This is a genomic window from Sporosarcina limicola, from assembly GCF_014873855.1.
Lineage (GTDB): Bacteria > Bacillota > Bacilli > Bacillales_A > Planococcaceae > Sporosarcina > Sporosarcina limicola.
The window spans coordinates 16,384-33,325 of record NZ_JADBEL010000005.1 but is presented as its reverse complement, the minus strand read 5'-3'; the positions used below and the strand labels follow the sequence as shown (position 1 = coordinate 33,325).

The following is a 16,942-nucleotide window of genomic DNA, read 5'->3' as shown; positions in this document are numbered from 1 at the left end:
ATCATGAGTTTCCTTTTTTGAAGAAAGGTGAATATGACAATACGTTAGCGAAGATACATCCACTTTTCCAGAACTTCAAAGACGTCCTTATTCACTGTCTTGCCTATTTTCTTCGAATTCAACATCACATATACCGACTTCAAAAAATTCTTTACGGTTCGTTTAACATGATAGGTTTCAATTGATCCTTTATTTCCGACCATTTGTGTGTCGACTATTCCAGTTAATTCTTTAATCCATAAACAAATGTCCTGTTCGACCTTTTGATACGCAATTAATGAAGCGATTACTGTCGCCAGCCGTTCTTCCTCTTCATCCAAATAATCGACTTGTAGGAATAGGGAACGTTGGACTGCGTGAAGAATTCGACCGATATCCTCTTCTTTAATCTGCGGATGTTTTGCCAAGGCGTCTAGAGCATCAGCGCCATGTGCTACCGCATGCGCCCATCCCTTCTCATGAATAAAACCCCGTGTATCTATCTCAGATAGCATATAACGAGTAACCTTATTCACTATGTTCGGAACAATCTCTGGGTCCAATACTTTTTTCTCAATATCATATTCTATAACCGCAGCAACGACGAGTGCGGAGAATGAACGTGTGAAAACTGAATCCATTCCCAACTCACCAATTCGGTACAACAGAAAGTCTTCCTGCACGACCACTTCCAACAAATCCTGGATTTCTTTCGCATTTAATTGATTGGAATCAATTAACTTTACAAAACTTTGGTAGATTAAGTTATCCCGTAAATAACTATCCGGATTCCCAATTTCCTTAAACATTTCTTGTCTAATTTCCACAGAAAGCTTTGGTGTTCTATCATCGAGATAATTTTCTAAACTTGTTGCCAACATCACTATAGCCTCCCTAAAATCTATATACTTACCCTAATAAATCTTCACTTTTCCTTGACATCAATCAGCGTAAACCGTTCGCAAACAAGAAGCATGTCCTCGGAAAACTCAAGTCCAACTTTTTGTAATTCGCTCTTAAAAAAACGTTCATGAGCCAATTTCCAAGCTTCATATGGACCTTCCCCTTCAGCAACCGCAAATTCTTCAGTCACTTCATTCATCGGTACAAGGGATACTTCTATTATTTTAATGATGGCCACTGGTTGTTCGTTGCTATTCAATATAATGCTGTATTCGCCTACCGCGGGCAATGGTTCGTTCTCCAGTTCATAGAATACATTTCCTGAACACGTTGCTGTCTTCTTCCCGTCAATTACAAGCTGTGCAAGCTCATCAGGCAAACTACCAAACATCCATGCATTAACGAAAGCCGGTTTCTCTCCACCCTTCCAAAATTCATCCCAATAGATTTGTGCTGCTCCATTCATTTTTAACCACCTCCAATCCTTTAACTTCAACTTTACTCCAAATGGCTTGCCAATTCTTTTTCCTAACTCTTTCTTCAAATATCCGATACCTCTCCGATGATTCTTTGAAACAAGGAGTCGGTTTTACTTTAAAATTTACAACGTCTTGTATGCCATGGGGTGCTGCCAATATGACATTATTTCTTTCGTCTAACTTTACCCCTAAAGCTGTTGCTGTTTCAGGAAATTTCGAGATTGCATCAACAGAGGAAGAATAGGGTGGAATGTTATTCGCAATATGCATTCTGACCTGATTTTTTACTGACCAAGGGATAGTAGGGTACTGACTGTTCAATACTTCCTCTAATTCCTTTTCTGCAGCCTCATCAATATTTGATGAATCATAGTAAATCACATCAATATCTGGAATCGCGGTCCTTTCATCGAAACCATGCAACACATCCCAAACTTTGGATCGAACAAATCCGGCACATATCCACCAATCAGGTAAACCTAATGATTTGGCACATTTCAATAAATCCATCATCCATTTATCTTCGCCAATCAAGGCAATAATGTCTTCATCATTTTTGATTATCATAAAATACTTCCTTGCGATATGACTTTAAAATGAATAAGTTCATGCTCTATTTTGAAACCTGCTGCTTTATAAAGATTAATAGCGCTTTCATTTTCATTCCCCACACATAGCGAAATTTCCTTGATTTCATCGTAGGAGAAGAGATGAGCTAACGCAAATTTAACCAATTTTGTTCCGACGCCTTGTTTTCGACTTTGATTTGAAACCGCAATATATTCGATTGAACCTGTATGATGTTGCGGCTGAGCCTCTACGTAGACATATCCCTTTATATGTTCTTCGTCATTTCTCATGATAAGTAACTGATTCGTTTCATTCATACGTCTTAGAATTTCTTGAGCGCTATAATATGTACTAGGGAATTCAGCTGCATGAAGCCTAGAAAAAGCTTTTTCATATAATGGGCTATATGTCTCAATTTCATTTACATCAACTTCTGCAAGCTCATCGCGGTTTGCTATTAAGACCGTATGATGTCCTATTTCAACCCCACCATGCTTCAGGACGAATTTTTTTCCTTTTATGTTTTCCTTATTCAGAAAGAAATCCATTCGGGTAAACTGAATTGACGAATTAGAAATCACGTTTTCAAAAAGCTTATCTACAATAGATGTATCGTGCTCTTCATCACTAATAAATGGACCCCACACTTCCGCACTTTGATCTTCTTTATCGATATCCAATCCCAAAGCCCCGACAATACTTCCCCCTTCATAAGCGACCGCAAATGATTGAGACAAATCCAAATCTGAGAATTCATGAAGAAGTGTTTGATAGATTTCCTCTTTTTCTTCTCCGCAATAGCCAACGTGCTGGATTGATACACTATTCATCTTTTCTAAAAAAGCTGCAAGATCTTTTATATTACGAGGTGGTTCAATTATGATGGTCATTTATTTCATCCTAGCTTTGATTTATTTGGTAAGGGTAGAAAGAGTCACTTACTTTTCAATATATGCATAACAAGTCTCCGAAACTTCATATGAAAGTAACTGGACAACATGTAGTGAATAGGGACATGTAGAGTCCACTTCTTTTTCGATGAACGAAACATTATGTTCGTTTGCATCATGAAGTTGTTGCTTCAATATCAAGTCCAATAAGTATATATCCGTCCCATCGTCTACACCTAGCCAGCCCAACTCCCAACAGCCTTCTATACCTTTATACATCAGACTGAAAGCAATAACCCGTTTTCCATTTAGTACAACATAGCTATTTTCATTTAAAAGATCAGCCATAATAACGTCTTCCCAACTGGAATTAGGCAAATTTGCAACAGGATTATCTACATGGGTTTCGGTATATGTTTTTTTACATAACTCAATGAGGCTGGACAGTAAAGCCGGATCATTTACAATCTGCGAAACAGTTTCAATCTCTTTTTGACTGGCGTCATTTTCTAAACAGCATTTTTCTGGTTCGATGTTTACAATTTCCGTCTTTCGTATCAACTGGAAATTCCTTTTCTTAAGTAATTCACTCAAACGACTGGAACGATCATCAATTAAGAAAAATAATGGTTTTTTAAATTCATCTTTCAGGAAATCTAGTATGAAACAAATTGCTCTTTCATCAAAACACTTGAAATCATATGCCAGACGAACATAGACACAATGTGGATGCCAAGTTGAACTGTGAGTAGAAATAGCTATTGTTATACCGTTCTCATTTTCAAAGAAATAGACTCCATCATTCATTCGACTCTGCATACTTGCATAAAAATCCTGTTTTAAATCTATATTTTCAACAAAGACATTCTCGACAAACAACTTAACAGCATCTAGTTCGACATTTCTATGTATTTTCATATAGTTTCCTTCAATCCAATACTGCTTGCCATCGTCACTTCGATTCATAAAACGATAGTCAATAAGAAAGCGTCTAATTGTAGCAAAGTCGGGATGAATCGTTCTCAATAATTCGTTAATTTCTTTTTCTATATACATTTTATCTGCTTCAAATCGCTTTATTATTTCCTGGGCAATGATGTACTTCCTTTTTTCCTTACTTGGAAATACATCGATTGGTCCGTTCAAACCTTGTCTAAAGTAATTGCCTAGCACTTTTTCTCTTTCTGCATCAGAAATTAAAAATCGTTCATCCATCATTCTCTCCCTTTCAAAATCGACATACCATCTAAATTCGATTGATAAGTTCCACTTTTTCAAGATATAAATGATCTCACGTTCTGAAATATTCAGAATTAGCATCCCATCCATAAGCGATTTCTTTCAATTTCTTACCCGCAATTTCAATTTCCATACTGTCAATCTTCTTTCCGCCAATCGCTTCATAAAAACGGCAAGCCGGATTTTCTTCGATTGCCCAAATGAGCATCGAATTCAACTTCATATTTTTCAAATCGTCCACGACTGACTGGACGAGTAATCGACCTATTCCTTTACCTTGGTGCTCCTTCAAGACATAAATCGCGTATAATTCACCTGTATACAATTCATATTTTCCCGTTCGTTCGGTTCCTCCAGTAGAAAATCCGATGACTTGACCGTCCCCATCTTCCGCTATGTATACATGATTCGCTTTTACCGCCCCCTTCCAAATCTGCTCCCGTTGCTCGTAGGAAAGGTTTTCTAGAAAAGCATCCGGGACAATTCCTTTGTAAGTCGTTCTCCAACTATCCACATGCACTTTGGCTATACCCATTGTATCTTCTAGCTCTGCTTTACGAATTAACACTTTAATCATCCCTTCCAATGTTGTCGAGAGACCGCGACAGCAGGTGAAAATGAGGCATTGTCATATCCTCTAAATTCAAACAACCCTCCGCTAGTAATGATTTAAGCCGTTCAAACTCTGCCCAAGCTAATTCATAATCATTAGTTGAAATTTCTTTGTTCTTCAAAGCCATTTCCAACTCGTCAATATCCTTTTCAATGATTTTTCCAGTTGGTAATACAATGAGATCCAAATACAGATCATCCATCCATGGGCCGTTCTCAGTACAATAACCAATCCTCTTGCATATGTCGATATACCACTGAACAATACTACCAGAGGGATCAAACACAGTAGTAACTGAATAATTCTGACCTTCAGGAAAATGTTGCATCCAGTAATATCCACAATCTGCTATGCAAACAGCCCTCTCCCCGAAGGTCATGTACAAGGGCTCCCTTACCTCTTTCATATGTAAAAGACTCACATATCCCTTGAAGGATGAATCCGTCTTAATAAAGAGCTCCGTATAAGTCCTTTCCGTTACTCGTTTCCAGTCATATCTGCTTCCATATTTCCGTTTCAGCACAAACACCCTCATTTCATCATGCCATTCGCAAATTTTTTGAATCCCAGTTTTTCATAATAAGGAAGTATTTCATCTTCGCAGAAAAACTGGATATGCAAAGCATTTCTTTCTGCATGCTCAGTCAATTGCTTAAATAAACGAGTACCGATTCCATTCCCTTGAAATTCTGGTGAAACCCCTAACCCACAAATGAATGCATTCATAACCCCATCCGAAACAATACGTCCTGTTCCGACCAACTTCCCTTCACAATAAGCTGATACAGTATAAAAGCTATTTTCCAAGGCCTTTCGCAGCTTATATGGCGGCAACTTCAAAAATGTATTCCAATTTAGCTCACCATATAATTCGTAGAGATCAATCTCGTTGGGTAACTGATTGACGTAGCCGATTTCCATACTAACTTTGAACCTCCTTACTATTCTAGTAGAACTTATTTACCAAGTTTGATCCAGTTTATCAGCATAAAACTCAATCGCTTTTTTATATGATAGAATCTCACTATCATTCGTTGTTTGACTAAGACAGGTCAACAAAGTTTCCATTGCCTTACTATGCTCACCAACATTGTACAATGTCATAGAGTAAAAAATTTTCAATGCATTGTTTTCCGGAAAATGCTTAATTCCTTTTTCAAAAGTTGTTTTCGATTTGTTATATTCACCTAACGTGCGATATGTACTACCGAGTCCAATAAATGCGCCCAATTCGTCTCGCTTGTTTAAGCCAAGCTGGATGGCTTTTTCATAATAAGGTACAGCATTCGCTTCTAAACCAAGCACATCGAAACTCCATGCATACTGATAGTTAACTAACGCATCATCTGGAAAATCAGCAATTAAATCAGCAAGCAACTCATTCGACTTGTCAAGTTCCCCTTCACTTCTTAACTGAATTGCTTCTTCTAACTTCCCCATGGTACTTCTCCCTTTTCACTAATGAAGTTTACTAATTGACCTCGCTAATCTATTATCTCGGTCGTTCTTCATACGGTTGAATTTGTCCTATAATGCCCTCTTCTTCTGAAGACGAGGCAATCGAATTTCTCAAAAAGTCTTTGGCCATATAATATGCACTAACAGAAAACAGCTGTGTAATCTTCTTCTCTCGAATCATTTTTCCCATCGAATCGAAAGGCAATAACCTCACTTCCAACTCTTCCGTATCATCCAGCTCCTGGTCATATGCCTTAAATGCATCTAGAATTAAAAAGATGACCACCTTATTCGTTTGGGTTGCCGGATTCACCATAAATTCCCCTAGTTTTATTGGGGCAATTAAAGAAGTGAAACCGGTCTCTTCACGTAATTCCCTCAAAATTCCTTGTTCATAAGATTCGCCTTGTTCAATTTTCCCTGCCGGAATCTCCAAATAGAAATCTTGACCAGGATAACGATACTGCTCTACAAGAACAATCTGATTATCTTTCGTCAAAACGACTGCATTGACCCAATCTTCATATTCATGGACAAAAAAGTCATTGATGATCATTCCGTTTGGAAGCTCGCAAGTATCTTTCCTTAGGTTGCCAAATGGGGTTTTATAATGATACTCCGACCAAATTGTTTTCCACTTCCTCAAAATCCCCCCCGATTCTCTCAAATGAAATACTGCCATTCATACTAGTATCGACTTCTCCTGCATCCATGCTTCCACAACCTGGTTAAACAATTCAGGTTGTGCAACCGAGAATCCATGTCCAACTTTCTGTACGATTAAAGATTCACAGTTGGCATTTCCATGAGCCATCATTGCAGCAGATTTTTTCATAATTCCTCTTTCCCGTTCTCCTACAGTCACTAAAATCCGAGCTGTACTAGTAGAAAAACGATCAGGAAGTATATAGGACATGTTCTCTTTTAACATTTCAATTACTATTTCCGGCTTCATCTTCAAACTATCGCGATAATATCTTTCAAAGTATTCGCCATCCATATATAGTTGTTTTGCTTGGATTTTAGAGAACGATTTATTTTTAATTAGTGGAAAGGTCAGTTTAATAGATGGAGCAACAAGTGACTTCATCATTTTCAGAGGCGTGACAAGCGCACTATTTATCACTGCTGAATGAATCAAATCCGGAGCCAAACTAAGCATCTCCACCGTGATTTGAGCGCCGATTGAAAAACCTACTACATTGACTTCTCTTCCATTCCTTTTCTGCTCAATTAAATCAATTATTTCTGGAGCATTTTTCTTGATAGAAAAAGAAGTTTCTTCACTTCGGCAGCCATGTCCCTGGAGTGTAGGAACCAAACAATAGTAATTGCTGAAATGCTCTACTTGTTTGTCCCACATCCAACCACTCACCCCACCGCCATGGATAAATACGACTAGGGGACCTTCCTTATTGCCATACTCTTCATAATGAAAAGTCATGTCTTCAACCTCCTCTAGCTAAAATACGTATGATCACTTCTGTAGTTTCATCACATGTGTTGTCTCAGAAGCACTGTCATCCAAACCAAATCCATTAAATCGATAAAAAGCATCTGCCTTCGAAGACTCTGTTCTTACCGTCATTTCATTAAAATAGCCACGTGAATGATTGACGATTTCTTTAAGCAACAGAGATCCAGCACCCTTACGGCGAGCATCGGCTTCTACGTAGAACCGCTGTAACCTTGCCACTTTGTCGTCATCAGAGAATGGCGACTGGTTCACTCCTCCAACAGCTACGATGTTTGAACTTTCATCGCGAATACAGAATAACGCTTCCCCCAGCTGATTGAATGTGTTCGTACCATCTTTATAATCATCTACTAAACGGGATAAGAAACGGTATCCTTCCACTTCGCTCTCCTTCACCAACGAGCTGATATCGATTGCATTCAAATCTTCTACTTGCTCAACTGAAAATTTCATCACGATTCCCCCTATAATGTTATTAGATTGTTATATACATTCTAATTCGACAGACAGGCAGCATAACCCTGTTTTTACAGATAGCAAAAGTGACCCGCAGCTGTTTAAATAGCTACGAGTCACTTTATTTCATACTATTTTAAATCTTCTTCATCAAATTGCGCCCTGGAAAATCCGCGGCCGAGAATCTCCGATGCATTCAAGAAGATAACAAATGATGTCGGTTCCTGTGCTTGAAGGAGCTTTTTGAAGTAAACTGCCTCCGATTGTTCCACGACACATAGAATCATGGTCTTCTCCTGATTGGAGTAACCGCCCATTGTTTTGATTTTCGTTGAGCCCCGATTTATTTCATTCGTAATGATTGCTTGGACTTCCTCTTCCTTATCCGTAATGATGAGCACCAGTTTGGTCGGAGACGTCTGCAACTGAACAAAGTCAATCACTTTACTCGTCACATAAATGGCCATCAACGCATATAACGCAAGCTCAAAGTCAAAGACCAACGCGGACGTGACAACGACTAATCCATCTACAAGCAACTGTGAGAATCCACTGGACAATCCTGTGAATTTCTTAACCAATTGTGCAATCAAAGCCGTGCCGCCGGTTGATCCATTCCCACGATAAACAATACCTAAGCCTACACCAATCATGATTCCTCCGTAAATAGCCGCTAATAACGGATTTTCAATATGAAGGTCTATATCCGCTGTCAACCAGATGACAGTCGGGACAGAAATTGTACCTACTAACGTTTTCATACTGAAATCTTTACCGGCAACAATTACACCCAATATTAGTAGAGGGATATTGATGAACAACTGGACATAAGCAGGGTTAAACTGATACAGTTCATATAAAATCGTACTGATCCCTGAAATACCACCAGCCGCAATTCTGGAAGGCAACAGAAAAATATTGAATGCCAGACCGACCAATGCTGCACCCAAGATGATTTGTATATATTCAAATACGAGCGTCTTTTTTAAATTTTGTATAGCCATTTAAATGATTCCTCTCTTTCACCCTATTCATTCTATCAAAAATAAGGTTACATCATGGAATTTTTTATTTTCTGAATTAGATAAAGTGATAGTATATTAATACAAGTAATCAGGTTACTTAAGCGTCAATATAACCACAAATTCAAATGAATAGCACAAATAATTATTATTGGCTAACCTTTAACTTCATCTCAGCAAAAACTAATTATGCAATAAAAATCATAAAAACTCATATTTTCTTTTATAATGAATCATTTTTTTGGCTTTATTCATTTTTTATAGTATAATAGGAAAGTATGCTAACAAAAAATACTATTTAAAGGAGAGTACTATGCGAAGTTTAGGTATAGTAAGAAAAGTTGATCAACTAGGTAGAATCGTAATTCCAAAAGAATTAAGAAATACATTACAACTGGACACAGGTTCTCCTATGGAAATTTTTGTGGAAGAAGATAAAATAATCTTACGTAAATACACAGTCAATGAGGCTTGTATCGTAACAGGCGAAATCACACCAGACAATAAGATTTATTCAAACGGTATGTATTTAAGCCCACGCGGTGCTGAAATACTGTTAGATGAAATCATGAACAATAACTGAGTCAACAAGAGGCCACGGAAATCGTGACCTCTTTTTTTGCACATTTTCCTATCGAACTCTGAAATGATTAATGGACTCCGTCATATTTCGGGTAGACCCTTGTAACTGCTCAATCGTTTTCTCGAGCGCATCAACAAACTTCACTTGTTCATCTGACACTTCGGCTACTTGGTTTGTCCTCGAAACATTGTCATCCATAATCCCGTTCATATACTCTGTCGAAGCAAGCACCTCTTCCGAACTAGCCGACATTTGTTCGGTCACGGTTGACACATCCTGGATTTCATCATTGACACGCAAGACCGTTTCAAGAACGCGTTCAAGATTTTCTCCGATAATTTTAACTGCTTGAGTACCACTTCTTACTTGACCCGAGCTTGTTTCCATCTCTTTCAATGCTTGCAACGTGACTTCCTCAAACTGTTTCAAATGACTCCGAATCTCTTCTGCCGAATTCCGTGATAATTCGGCAAGCTTTCGAACTTCACCTGCAACAACCGCAAACCCTTTGCCCGATTCACCTGCCCGTGCCGCTTCGATTGCCGCATTTAATGCAAGAAGATTTGTCTGATCTGCAATATTTGTGATAACTTCTACCATATTTCCAATCGATTTGTATTTTTCGCCCAAATCTTTAACATGGGCTCCCGTAGCCAAGACAGATGTTTCGACTTGTTGTATTTGTGAGACAACCCCTCTCGCCTCATGAACACTCGACTCAACAAGGGAAGTCATTTCATTTGATGATACAGCGACGGTATTCGACGAATCTGCAATACGTTGGATGCCAATCGTCATCTCTTCCATTGCATTAACGACCTCATTGTTGTTCACTTTTTGGTCCTTACTTCCAGATGCAATCTGCATAATACTTTCAATCATCGAATCATTTAATGCACGGACAGAGTGCATCGCTTGTCCAATTGATCCAACGACATCTTCCATGTATTTTGAGGACTTATTAAGATTCAAAAACGTATCTTTTAATCGGAATAGCGATTGTAAAAAAGCACTTGCAAAATCCGATATTTCATTATCATGCTTGTTATCGATAGTTGCTAATATCGATTCTGCTCCGATAATATCACCTACTGCAAAAAGAGCTGTTCCTTCTTTCAGGGTTGTCAAAGGTTGAGTAGATGATTTGATAAACCAATAAACAGCAAAAAGTGAAATGAAACTGATGAGTAGTATAATAACCAGTGAAATCGGCAACGTAGTCCATAATATCGTATTTTTTATTTGTTGAATTTGTGTTGCTGCGATATCCACACCGACAATTGCAACAACTTCTCCTTTCGAATCAAATAAAGGGACAAATGACGACAAGAATTGACCGTAAGTATCGTCCTCAAGCAAATTTGTATGATGACCTTCACCTTCAAGAACTCTCTCCACATCTTTATAATGGGTTACTAAAGAAATATCACCTATAGGAGCTACCCCTTCAATATTATCTATTGGCATCCCGTCGACTAAAAAAGTGATTGGATCATCTTGTTCAGGAATCGCGTACGTATATGCATACATCACACCATTTTTCAAACGTAATTCATTTAGTTCTTCACGTAATTCCCAATATAAATCCGATTCCTCAGGGTTTTCACTCAATCTTTTGTATTTTTCTGCATCCAGTAGCGCTGCCAGATTTGTAGCTGTATTAATCGCTTGGCTTCCAACCGATTTATTTACTGTAGATGTGGTATTCAAATACAAAAGAATTGAAAACGCAACAACAAGAATGACAATCATGCTAATAAGGTACAGCACTATTCGTCTACCTAACTTCGAAGAGTTCATTGATTACGCCCCTCTCTCTATCTTCTATATCGTCAGCTTGTTGCAGCTTTCAACATAGAGTTCATTATTAATATCTTTCTTTCATTTTCCAATCTTTTCATTTGATTATAAGTAATGGATGATGTAAAATGATTCTATAGGCTGCATTGTACGTATTGTAATTAAGTTTTAACCTTTATACTGTAACAGGGAGTTTTATATAGAAACTGGAATGGCAAGCTTAGTTCAATTTATTAACTAAGACATACAGGACCGTTTCTGCGAACACCCACTTGGAGAAGTGGTGGTTTAAAACTTTCTACGATCTGATACGGCAAAGGCGGCTGAATTTAAACCGTTGGCACTACAGGGTTTACAGACTAGCATCATCCTTAATTGGGTGGTGCTTTTTTGTTACATAGGAAACTATAAATGTCTTAGCCTAGAGATAAATCGCGAAAGGAAAAATTCCGCCATCAGAATAGGTTATAGTAAAGTTAGACAACCAAATCGGGGTATTCACTTTCATGAATAACTCAACCTTAATTTCATCCCGCGATTGGACATTCATTTTACAATACATCCAAACCAAATCCCCATATAGATTATTTTTTTACTGTAAGCAACTGGAGGCGAATACAATTCTAAAGAGATTGGTGATTACAGGTTATAAGCAGCATGAGCTAGGCATTTTCGATGAACAACATCCTGGCATCCAATTCATTAAAAAGGCATTAAATAAACGTCTGTCGACATTGCTCGATGAAGGATTGGAATGGGTTATCCTAAGCGGGCAGTTGGGTGTTGAAACATGGGCCGCTGAAGTGGTGATTGAATTGAAAAAAGAATATCCTCAATTAAAATATGCAGTGATTACTCCTTTTCTCGACCAAGAGAAAAATTGGAATGACACTAGGAAGGAAAACTATCATTCTATTGTTGCCAAAGCGGATTATCAGATTAGTCTAACGAAAAAACCGTATGAAGCTCCTTGGCAATTTATTGAAAAAGATAAGTTTTTCATGCGTAATTCGGACGGTATTCTAATTGTTTATGACGAAGAGAATGAAGGCTCCCCTAAATTCGTGAAGAAAGCGGCCGAACGCTATGCTGAGAATTCCGATTATCAAGTGCTGACAATCACTGCGGATGATTTGCAAGCCATCATGGAAGAAGAACAATGGGCTGCCTCTTTTCAGATGCCCGAATGAATTCCCTTGACATAATGCTATATCTATGGAATAATGTACTAGTTAACAACTAAGGTAACTTTAATGACTTGAACATATGGCATTCTACGTACTGTTTTTGAGAATACTTATTCACACTGGCGCGACTAAAGGGTCGCAAGGACGCAAAAGAAGGTAGGGTTTGCGTTGCTTAAGTTAGAAAGCACCCAGTGGAACAATGACCGCGGCACCGAAAGTTAACACTTTCATCGGAAATTATTCCCCGACTAGTCGGGATGAAAAATTGACATCAAAACTTAACAGTTACCTTAATAAATCAAAGGGATGTTCTCAAATGAGAACATCCCTTTTCCAATTGATCACTTAGTACATGCTTCGATGAAATTTCTAAAAATCTGCTGAGAGACTGTATCTCCTTGTACAGCTAATTGTTCAGGATGCCACTGCACACCAAGAACAAATTGTTTCCCCGTACCTTCGACTGCCTCTATAACTCCATCATTCGCAACACCCGTAACTTTGAATTTTGTTGGTACATCTTTCACTGCTTGATGATGAAACGAGTTCACTTTCAGCTGTTCACTTCCTGCGATAGACTCGAGGATACTCCCTTTTTCTAATTGGACAAAATGGGATAGATGGGCTCTAGGCGCCTTTTGACTATGCTGAAGAATCGGTCCATCAAGCTGATTATAAATATCCTGATACAAGCTTCCGCCACCAGCGACGTTTAGGATTTGAAGCCCCCTACAAATTCCGAGGATTGGTTTATCTAATTGAAGCATTTGACGTGCGAGTTCAAGTTCGCATGAATCCCTGCCTGGAGAAACTTCTCCAAGATGAACGTGCGGTTCTTCATCAAACAACATCGGATTGATATCATTTCCACCAGATAATAAGAGTCCATCAATTATCCCTAACATTTGGATGGCATCTTCCTCAATCCCGATTGGAATGATTAATGGCAATCCACCTGCATGGATGACCGCCTGTATATAGGCATTGGGTAATTCGTGCCTATTTTCTCTATCAACATCTGTTGTAATCCCAATTACTGGTTTCATTATTTATCCCCCTACTTCACTTAAACTGAAAGTCCATCTATGAATTTTTCAATCTCTTCTTGTGACTTGCGATCTTTGCTCACAAATCTTCCTGCTTCAACACCGTTATGAAAAGCGATAAAACTCGGTATACCAAAGATATCCAACTCTCCGCATAAGTCAATGAACTCATCACGATCTACATAGAGAAAATTATATTCCGGATAGTCCGCTTCAATCCTTGGCAATATCGGCTCAATCACTCTGCAATCCGGGCACCAGTCTGCGGAAAACATGAAAATTGTCCGCTCCTCATTTTTCAGCTTATCGTATTGTTCGATTGATTTTAGTTTCTCCACTTCAATTCACTCCTATTAATGTACTCATCACTTTACTTGTTAGACTTCCTTACGCTTTTCAACATGGAATTCCAAATTGAAACGCTTCCTTTTAACTAATTCAAGTGTTTTCTAAATTTGGATTTCCGAAGTGATTGCACAACTCTGTTTCCGATCCGCTTTTCATCATCCTATAATCACCTCTTATATCTAATTAATTCAATCGAGAATCTATATTTTAATTGTAACATTTAAAGAGCTAATCGTTCATACTTTCTGTGAATTATTAATGATTTTCAAACTGTAATGAAAAACTCCAATTTGGGAATGCTAATTGTCGTATGAAAAGGAGGTTTTACTATGCGTCACTGGTTTTTATTACCCACTTATTTAATCATATTATCCTTGCTTTTCTTCTCTGTCGTTTCAGCTAAAGAGCCACCTACCAAAGAAGTACGAATGGCTTATTATTTAAAATTCGAGAATTTGGATGTCCCTTGGTATTACTTAGCCGCCATCGATCAATTTGAAAGTAATATCCAACAAGTGCGTAAGGATATTCCGAAAAAGGATGGCTTGGTTGCCATTCAATTTTCCAAGGAATACTGGTCGGGAGCTCTTAATCCGCAAAAAGAAGATACTTTTCCCGAATCGATTACATTTTTTGATGGTCGAGGACTGGACGGAAACGGAGACGGCTTTGCCAATCTGGCCGATGATGAAGATGTACTTTTCACAATGGCAACTTATTTAAGTGGCTATGGCCCTACTGAAGAGAATTTTAAATTGGCCTTATGGGATTATTACAAACGCGAAGATACTGTTAAACAAATTTTGTCGATCGCCAAACTGTATGAGCACTTCGAAACACTGGATTTGGATACACATGCTTTCCCTATTTCCGCCCAAAACAACTACAGTTACAAAGGAACTTGGGGTGCCAACAGAGGCTGGGGCGGTCGAAGAATACATGAAGGAACTGATCTTTTTGCCGGCTACGGAGTTCCCGTATTAGCAACCTCTTACGGAGTCATCGAAATTATGGGGTGGAATGAATATGGAGGCTGGCGTATCGGAATCCGGGATAATCATAACACCTATCACTATTTTGCCCATTTGGCTTATTTCAATAAAGGCATTAAAGAAGGTGATATCGTTGAGCCGGGAGCCATTATCGGCTATGTTGGCAGTTCCGGTTACGGTAAAGAAGGAACCTCCGGACGATTTCCCCCACATCTCCATTTCGGCATGTACAAGTATGACGGACGAACAGAGTGGGCTTTCGATCCGTATCCTTCCCTAAGGCTTTGGGAACGGGAACGAGATAGGAAAAATTAAAAGTACCAGGTACCGACTCTGAATTGAATCGGTACCTGGACCTTATTTATTCGCTATATGCACTTTCAATAACTTCCCTTTGACTGTTTTCGTTTTCATTTCATTCAGAACCAGTTTGCCTTTGCCATTTAGGATATCGATATATGTGACAGTATCCTGGATTTTGATGATGCCGATATCTTCTGCGGTAACGCCTGGAATGCTTGTAATTGTGCCGACAAAATCAAAGGCTCGTAGCTTTTTCTTTTTGCCGCCATTGAAATACAACTTTAGTATATCTTTATTTACGATCTCATTTTTATTCTTTTTTAGCTTAGGAATGCTTTCAAGTTTTTTTATGAATTCATCCATTGCTACATCAACCGATTGCCGAGATGGCGCATTGCGTTGTTGAATCTCAAATCCAATATAGGCTTCGATTTCCTCGAGGAACTTATCTTCGTTAGGTGTGACGAACGAAATCGCTTTCCCTTTTTTACCCGCTCGTCCTGTTCGGCCTGCTCGGTGCACATAGCTTTCTTTTTCTAACGGTATATCGTAATTGATGACGTGGGTGATACTGTCAATATCAATCCCGCGCGCCGCAACGTCTGTCGCCACTAAATAACGAAATTCCCCACGCTTGAATTCATCCATGACGGCAAAGCGATCTTCCTGCATCATGCCACCATGCAATTTATCGCTTGTATAATCAAGTTTTTCCAACTGTTCATTGACGCTATCTACCTGATCTTTCGTGCGGCAGAAAATGATACAACTATCCGGATTTTCAACAACTGTCACATCTCGCAACAACCCAAATTTCTGCTGCTCTTTCACTACGATAAGCGAGTGGTCAATTTGATCCGTTAGTGTGACGGTGGATGCGATTTCAACATGTTTTGGGTCCTTCATATATTTACGGCATAGCTGTTCAATATTTTTCGAAAGCGTAGCAGAAAATAGCATCGTCACTCTTTGTTTCGGCAATTTATTGATAATCGCTTCGACTTGATCGATGAATCCCATATTAAGCATTTCATCGGCTTCATCGAGAACCAGGTATTCAATCTGATCCAAAACAAGTGTGCCACGTTCAATATGATCCATTACGCGCCCCGGCGTCCCGACAACAACATGGCATTTTTGCTTCAGTTCTTCCTTTTGATAATTAAATGGGTGTTTTCCGTATATAGCGGCAGCTTTAATCCGCTTGAAACGGCCGATGTTCGTAATGTCTTCCTTCACTTGGTCGGCAAGCTCGCGTGTCGGTGTTAAAATAAGTGCCTGTGGTTTATTCTCTTCCCACTTCACCATTTCACAAATCGGAATGCCAAATGCCGCGGTCTTTCCGCTCCCCGTCTGCGATTTAACGGCCAAATCATGCCGTTCCAATGCTGCTGGGATTACTTTCTCCTGCACTTCTGTCGGGGCAGAATAACCAAGTCCATCTAGCGCCCGTGTAATTTCATCACTTAATCGAAAATCTCGAAATAACATTCTAACCAACCTCACATTCTAATTGCATTATCTCATGACAGGCTACGATTCGTCAGTTTTGAGATTATTAGCACTACAAAAAAGATGAAGTGCTGTCCGTAGACTG

General features: G+C 38.8%; 20 protein-coding genes and 1 other RNA gene. 4 read left to right on the top strand and 17 right to left on the bottom strand.

Features of this window, described 5'->3' with window-relative positions:
• Positions 1-44: 44 nt before the first annotated feature.
• The 13 genes from H4683_RS06310 to H4683_RS06250 all read right to left on the bottom strand — a co-directional run bounded on the left by H4683_RS06310 (position 45) and on the right by H4683_RS06250 (position 9,068).
• A complete protein-coding gene (locus H4683_RS06310; protein ID WP_192598000.1) occupies positions 45-860 on the bottom strand; it encodes a DUF2785 domain-containing protein in 816 nt (271 codons plus the stop codon).
• A gap of 44 nt (positions 861-904) precedes the next feature.
• Positions 905-1,348 carry an ASCH domain-containing protein gene (locus H4683_RS06305; RefSeq protein ID WP_192597999.1) on the bottom strand — a complete coding sequence of 148 codons (444 nt, stop codon included), beginning with the start codon at positions 1,346-1,348 and terminating at the stop codon, positions 905-907.
• Positions 1,317-1,928, bottom strand: a complete 612-nt coding sequence (locus H4683_RS06300; protein ID WP_192597998.1) for a nucleotidyltransferase family protein — start codon at positions 1,926-1,928, stop codon at positions 1,317-1,319. The genes H4683_RS06305 and H4683_RS06300 overlap by 32 nt, the downstream gene beginning before the upstream one ends.
• Positions 1,925-2,821: a GNAT family N-acetyltransferase gene (locus H4683_RS06295; RefSeq protein WP_192597997.1), complete on the bottom strand. Its 897-nt coding sequence runs from the start codon at positions 2,819-2,821 to the stop codon at positions 1,925-1,927. The genes H4683_RS06300 and H4683_RS06295 overlap by 4 nt, the downstream gene beginning before the upstream one ends.
• 48 nt (positions 2,822-2,869) lie before the next feature.
• A complete protein-coding gene (locus tag H4683_RS06290; protein ID WP_225941932.1) occupies positions 2,870-4,099 on the bottom strand; it encodes a DUF2087 domain-containing protein in 1,230 nt (409 codons plus the stop codon).
• 13 nt (positions 4,100-4,112) lie between these two features.
• Positions 4,113-4,637 carry a GNAT family N-acetyltransferase gene (locus tag H4683_RS06285; RefSeq protein ID WP_192597996.1) on the bottom strand — a complete coding sequence of 175 codons (525 nt, stop codon included), beginning with the start codon at positions 4,635-4,637 and terminating at the stop codon, positions 4,113-4,115.
• Positions 4,630-5,196, bottom strand: a complete 567-nt coding sequence (locus tag H4683_RS06280; protein ID WP_192597995.1) for a DUF402 domain-containing protein — start codon at positions 5,194-5,196, stop codon at positions 4,630-4,632. The genes H4683_RS06285 and H4683_RS06280 overlap by 8 nt, the downstream gene beginning before the upstream one ends.
• 8 nt (positions 5,197-5,204) lie before the next feature.
• A complete protein-coding gene (locus H4683_RS06275) occupies positions 5,205-5,594 on the bottom strand; it encodes a GNAT family N-acetyltransferase (RefSeq protein WP_192597994.1) in 390 nt (129 codons plus the stop codon).
• 39 nt (positions 5,595-5,633) lie between these two features.
• On the bottom strand, positions 5,634-6,113 hold the full coding sequence (locus tag H4683_RS06270; protein WP_192597993.1) for a tetratricopeptide repeat protein: 480 nt from the start codon (positions 6,111-6,113) through the stop codon (positions 5,634-5,636).
• 52 nt (positions 6,114-6,165) lie between these two features.
• Positions 6,166-6,777 carry an NUDIX hydrolase gene (locus tag H4683_RS06265; RefSeq protein WP_225941931.1) on the bottom strand — a complete coding sequence of 204 codons (612 nt, stop codon included), beginning with the start codon at positions 6,775-6,777 and terminating at the stop codon, positions 6,166-6,168.
• Between the two features lie 36 nt (positions 6,778-6,813).
• Positions 6,814-7,575: an alpha/beta fold hydrolase gene (locus H4683_RS06260; RefSeq protein WP_192597991.1), complete on the bottom strand. Its 762-nt coding sequence runs from the start codon at positions 7,573-7,575 to the stop codon at positions 6,814-6,816.
• Positions 7,576-7,608: 33 nt separating this feature from the next.
• Positions 7,609-8,061, bottom strand: coding sequence for a GNAT family N-acetyltransferase (locus H4683_RS06255; RefSeq protein ID WP_192597990.1), 453 nt, complete (start codon positions 8,059-8,061; stop codon positions 7,609-7,611).
• 134 nt (positions 8,062-8,195) lie between these two features.
• Positions 8,196-9,068, bottom strand: coding sequence for a YitT family protein (locus tag H4683_RS06250; protein WP_192597989.1), 873 nt, complete (start codon positions 9,066-9,068; stop codon positions 8,196-8,198).
• A gap of 331 nt (positions 9,069-9,399) precedes the next feature.
• Here H4683_RS06250 and H4683_RS06245 point away from each other — a divergent pair, with 331 nt between their 5' ends.
• A complete protein-coding gene (locus tag H4683_RS06245; RefSeq protein ID WP_192597988.1) occupies positions 9,400-9,669 on the top strand; it encodes an AbrB/MazE/SpoVT family DNA-binding domain-containing protein in 270 nt (89 codons plus the stop codon).
• A gap of 48 nt (positions 9,670-9,717) precedes the next feature.
• Here the strand turns inward: H4683_RS06245 and H4683_RS06240 are convergent, their stop codons facing one another.
• Entirely contained in the window at positions 9,718-11,469 is a 1,752-nt protein-coding gene (locus H4683_RS06240; protein WP_192597987.1) for a methyl-accepting chemotaxis protein, read from the bottom strand.
• Between the two features lie 135 nt (positions 11,470-11,604).
• On the opposite strand from H4683_RS06240, the gene ssrS reads away from it, so the two are divergent.
• A non-coding RNA gene (gene ssrS, locus H4683_RS06235) (6S RNA) lies at positions 11,605-11,799 on the top strand.
• A 290-nt stretch (positions 11,800-12,089) separates the two neighbouring features.
• Positions 12,090-12,659: an SLOG family protein gene (locus tag H4683_RS06230; protein WP_192598150.1), complete on the top strand. Its 570-nt coding sequence runs from the start codon at positions 12,090-12,092 to the stop codon at positions 12,657-12,659.
• A 338-nt stretch (positions 12,660-12,997) separates the two neighbouring features.
• On the opposite strand, the gene H4683_RS06225 is transcribed toward H4683_RS06230, so the two are convergent.
• Positions 12,998-13,702 carry a gamma-glutamyl-gamma-aminobutyrate hydrolase family protein gene (locus H4683_RS06225; protein ID WP_192597986.1) on the bottom strand — a complete coding sequence of 235 codons (705 nt, stop codon included), beginning with the start codon at positions 13,700-13,702 and terminating at the stop codon, positions 12,998-13,000.
• Between the two features lie 20 nt (positions 13,703-13,722).
• Positions 13,723-14,040 carry a thioredoxin domain-containing protein gene (locus H4683_RS06220; RefSeq protein WP_192597985.1) on the bottom strand — a complete coding sequence of 106 codons (318 nt, stop codon included), beginning with the start codon at positions 14,038-14,040 and terminating at the stop codon, positions 13,723-13,725.
• Between the two features lie 339 nt (positions 14,041-14,379).
• On the opposite strand from H4683_RS06220, the gene H4683_RS06215 reads away from it, so the two are divergent.
• Complete coding sequence (locus H4683_RS06215; protein ID WP_192597984.1) at positions 14,380-15,357, top strand: M23 family metallopeptidase; 978 nt, start codon at positions 14,380-14,382, stop codon at positions 15,355-15,357.
• A gap of 42 nt (positions 15,358-15,399) precedes the next feature.
• Here the strand turns inward: H4683_RS06215 and H4683_RS06210 are convergent, their stop codons facing one another.
• Positions 15,400-16,836 carry a DEAD/DEAH box helicase gene (locus H4683_RS06210; RefSeq protein ID WP_420826546.1) on the bottom strand — a complete coding sequence of 479 codons (1,437 nt, stop codon included), beginning with the start codon at positions 16,834-16,836 and terminating at the stop codon, positions 15,400-15,402.
• Between the last annotated feature and the right edge of the window lie 106 nt (positions 16,837-16,942).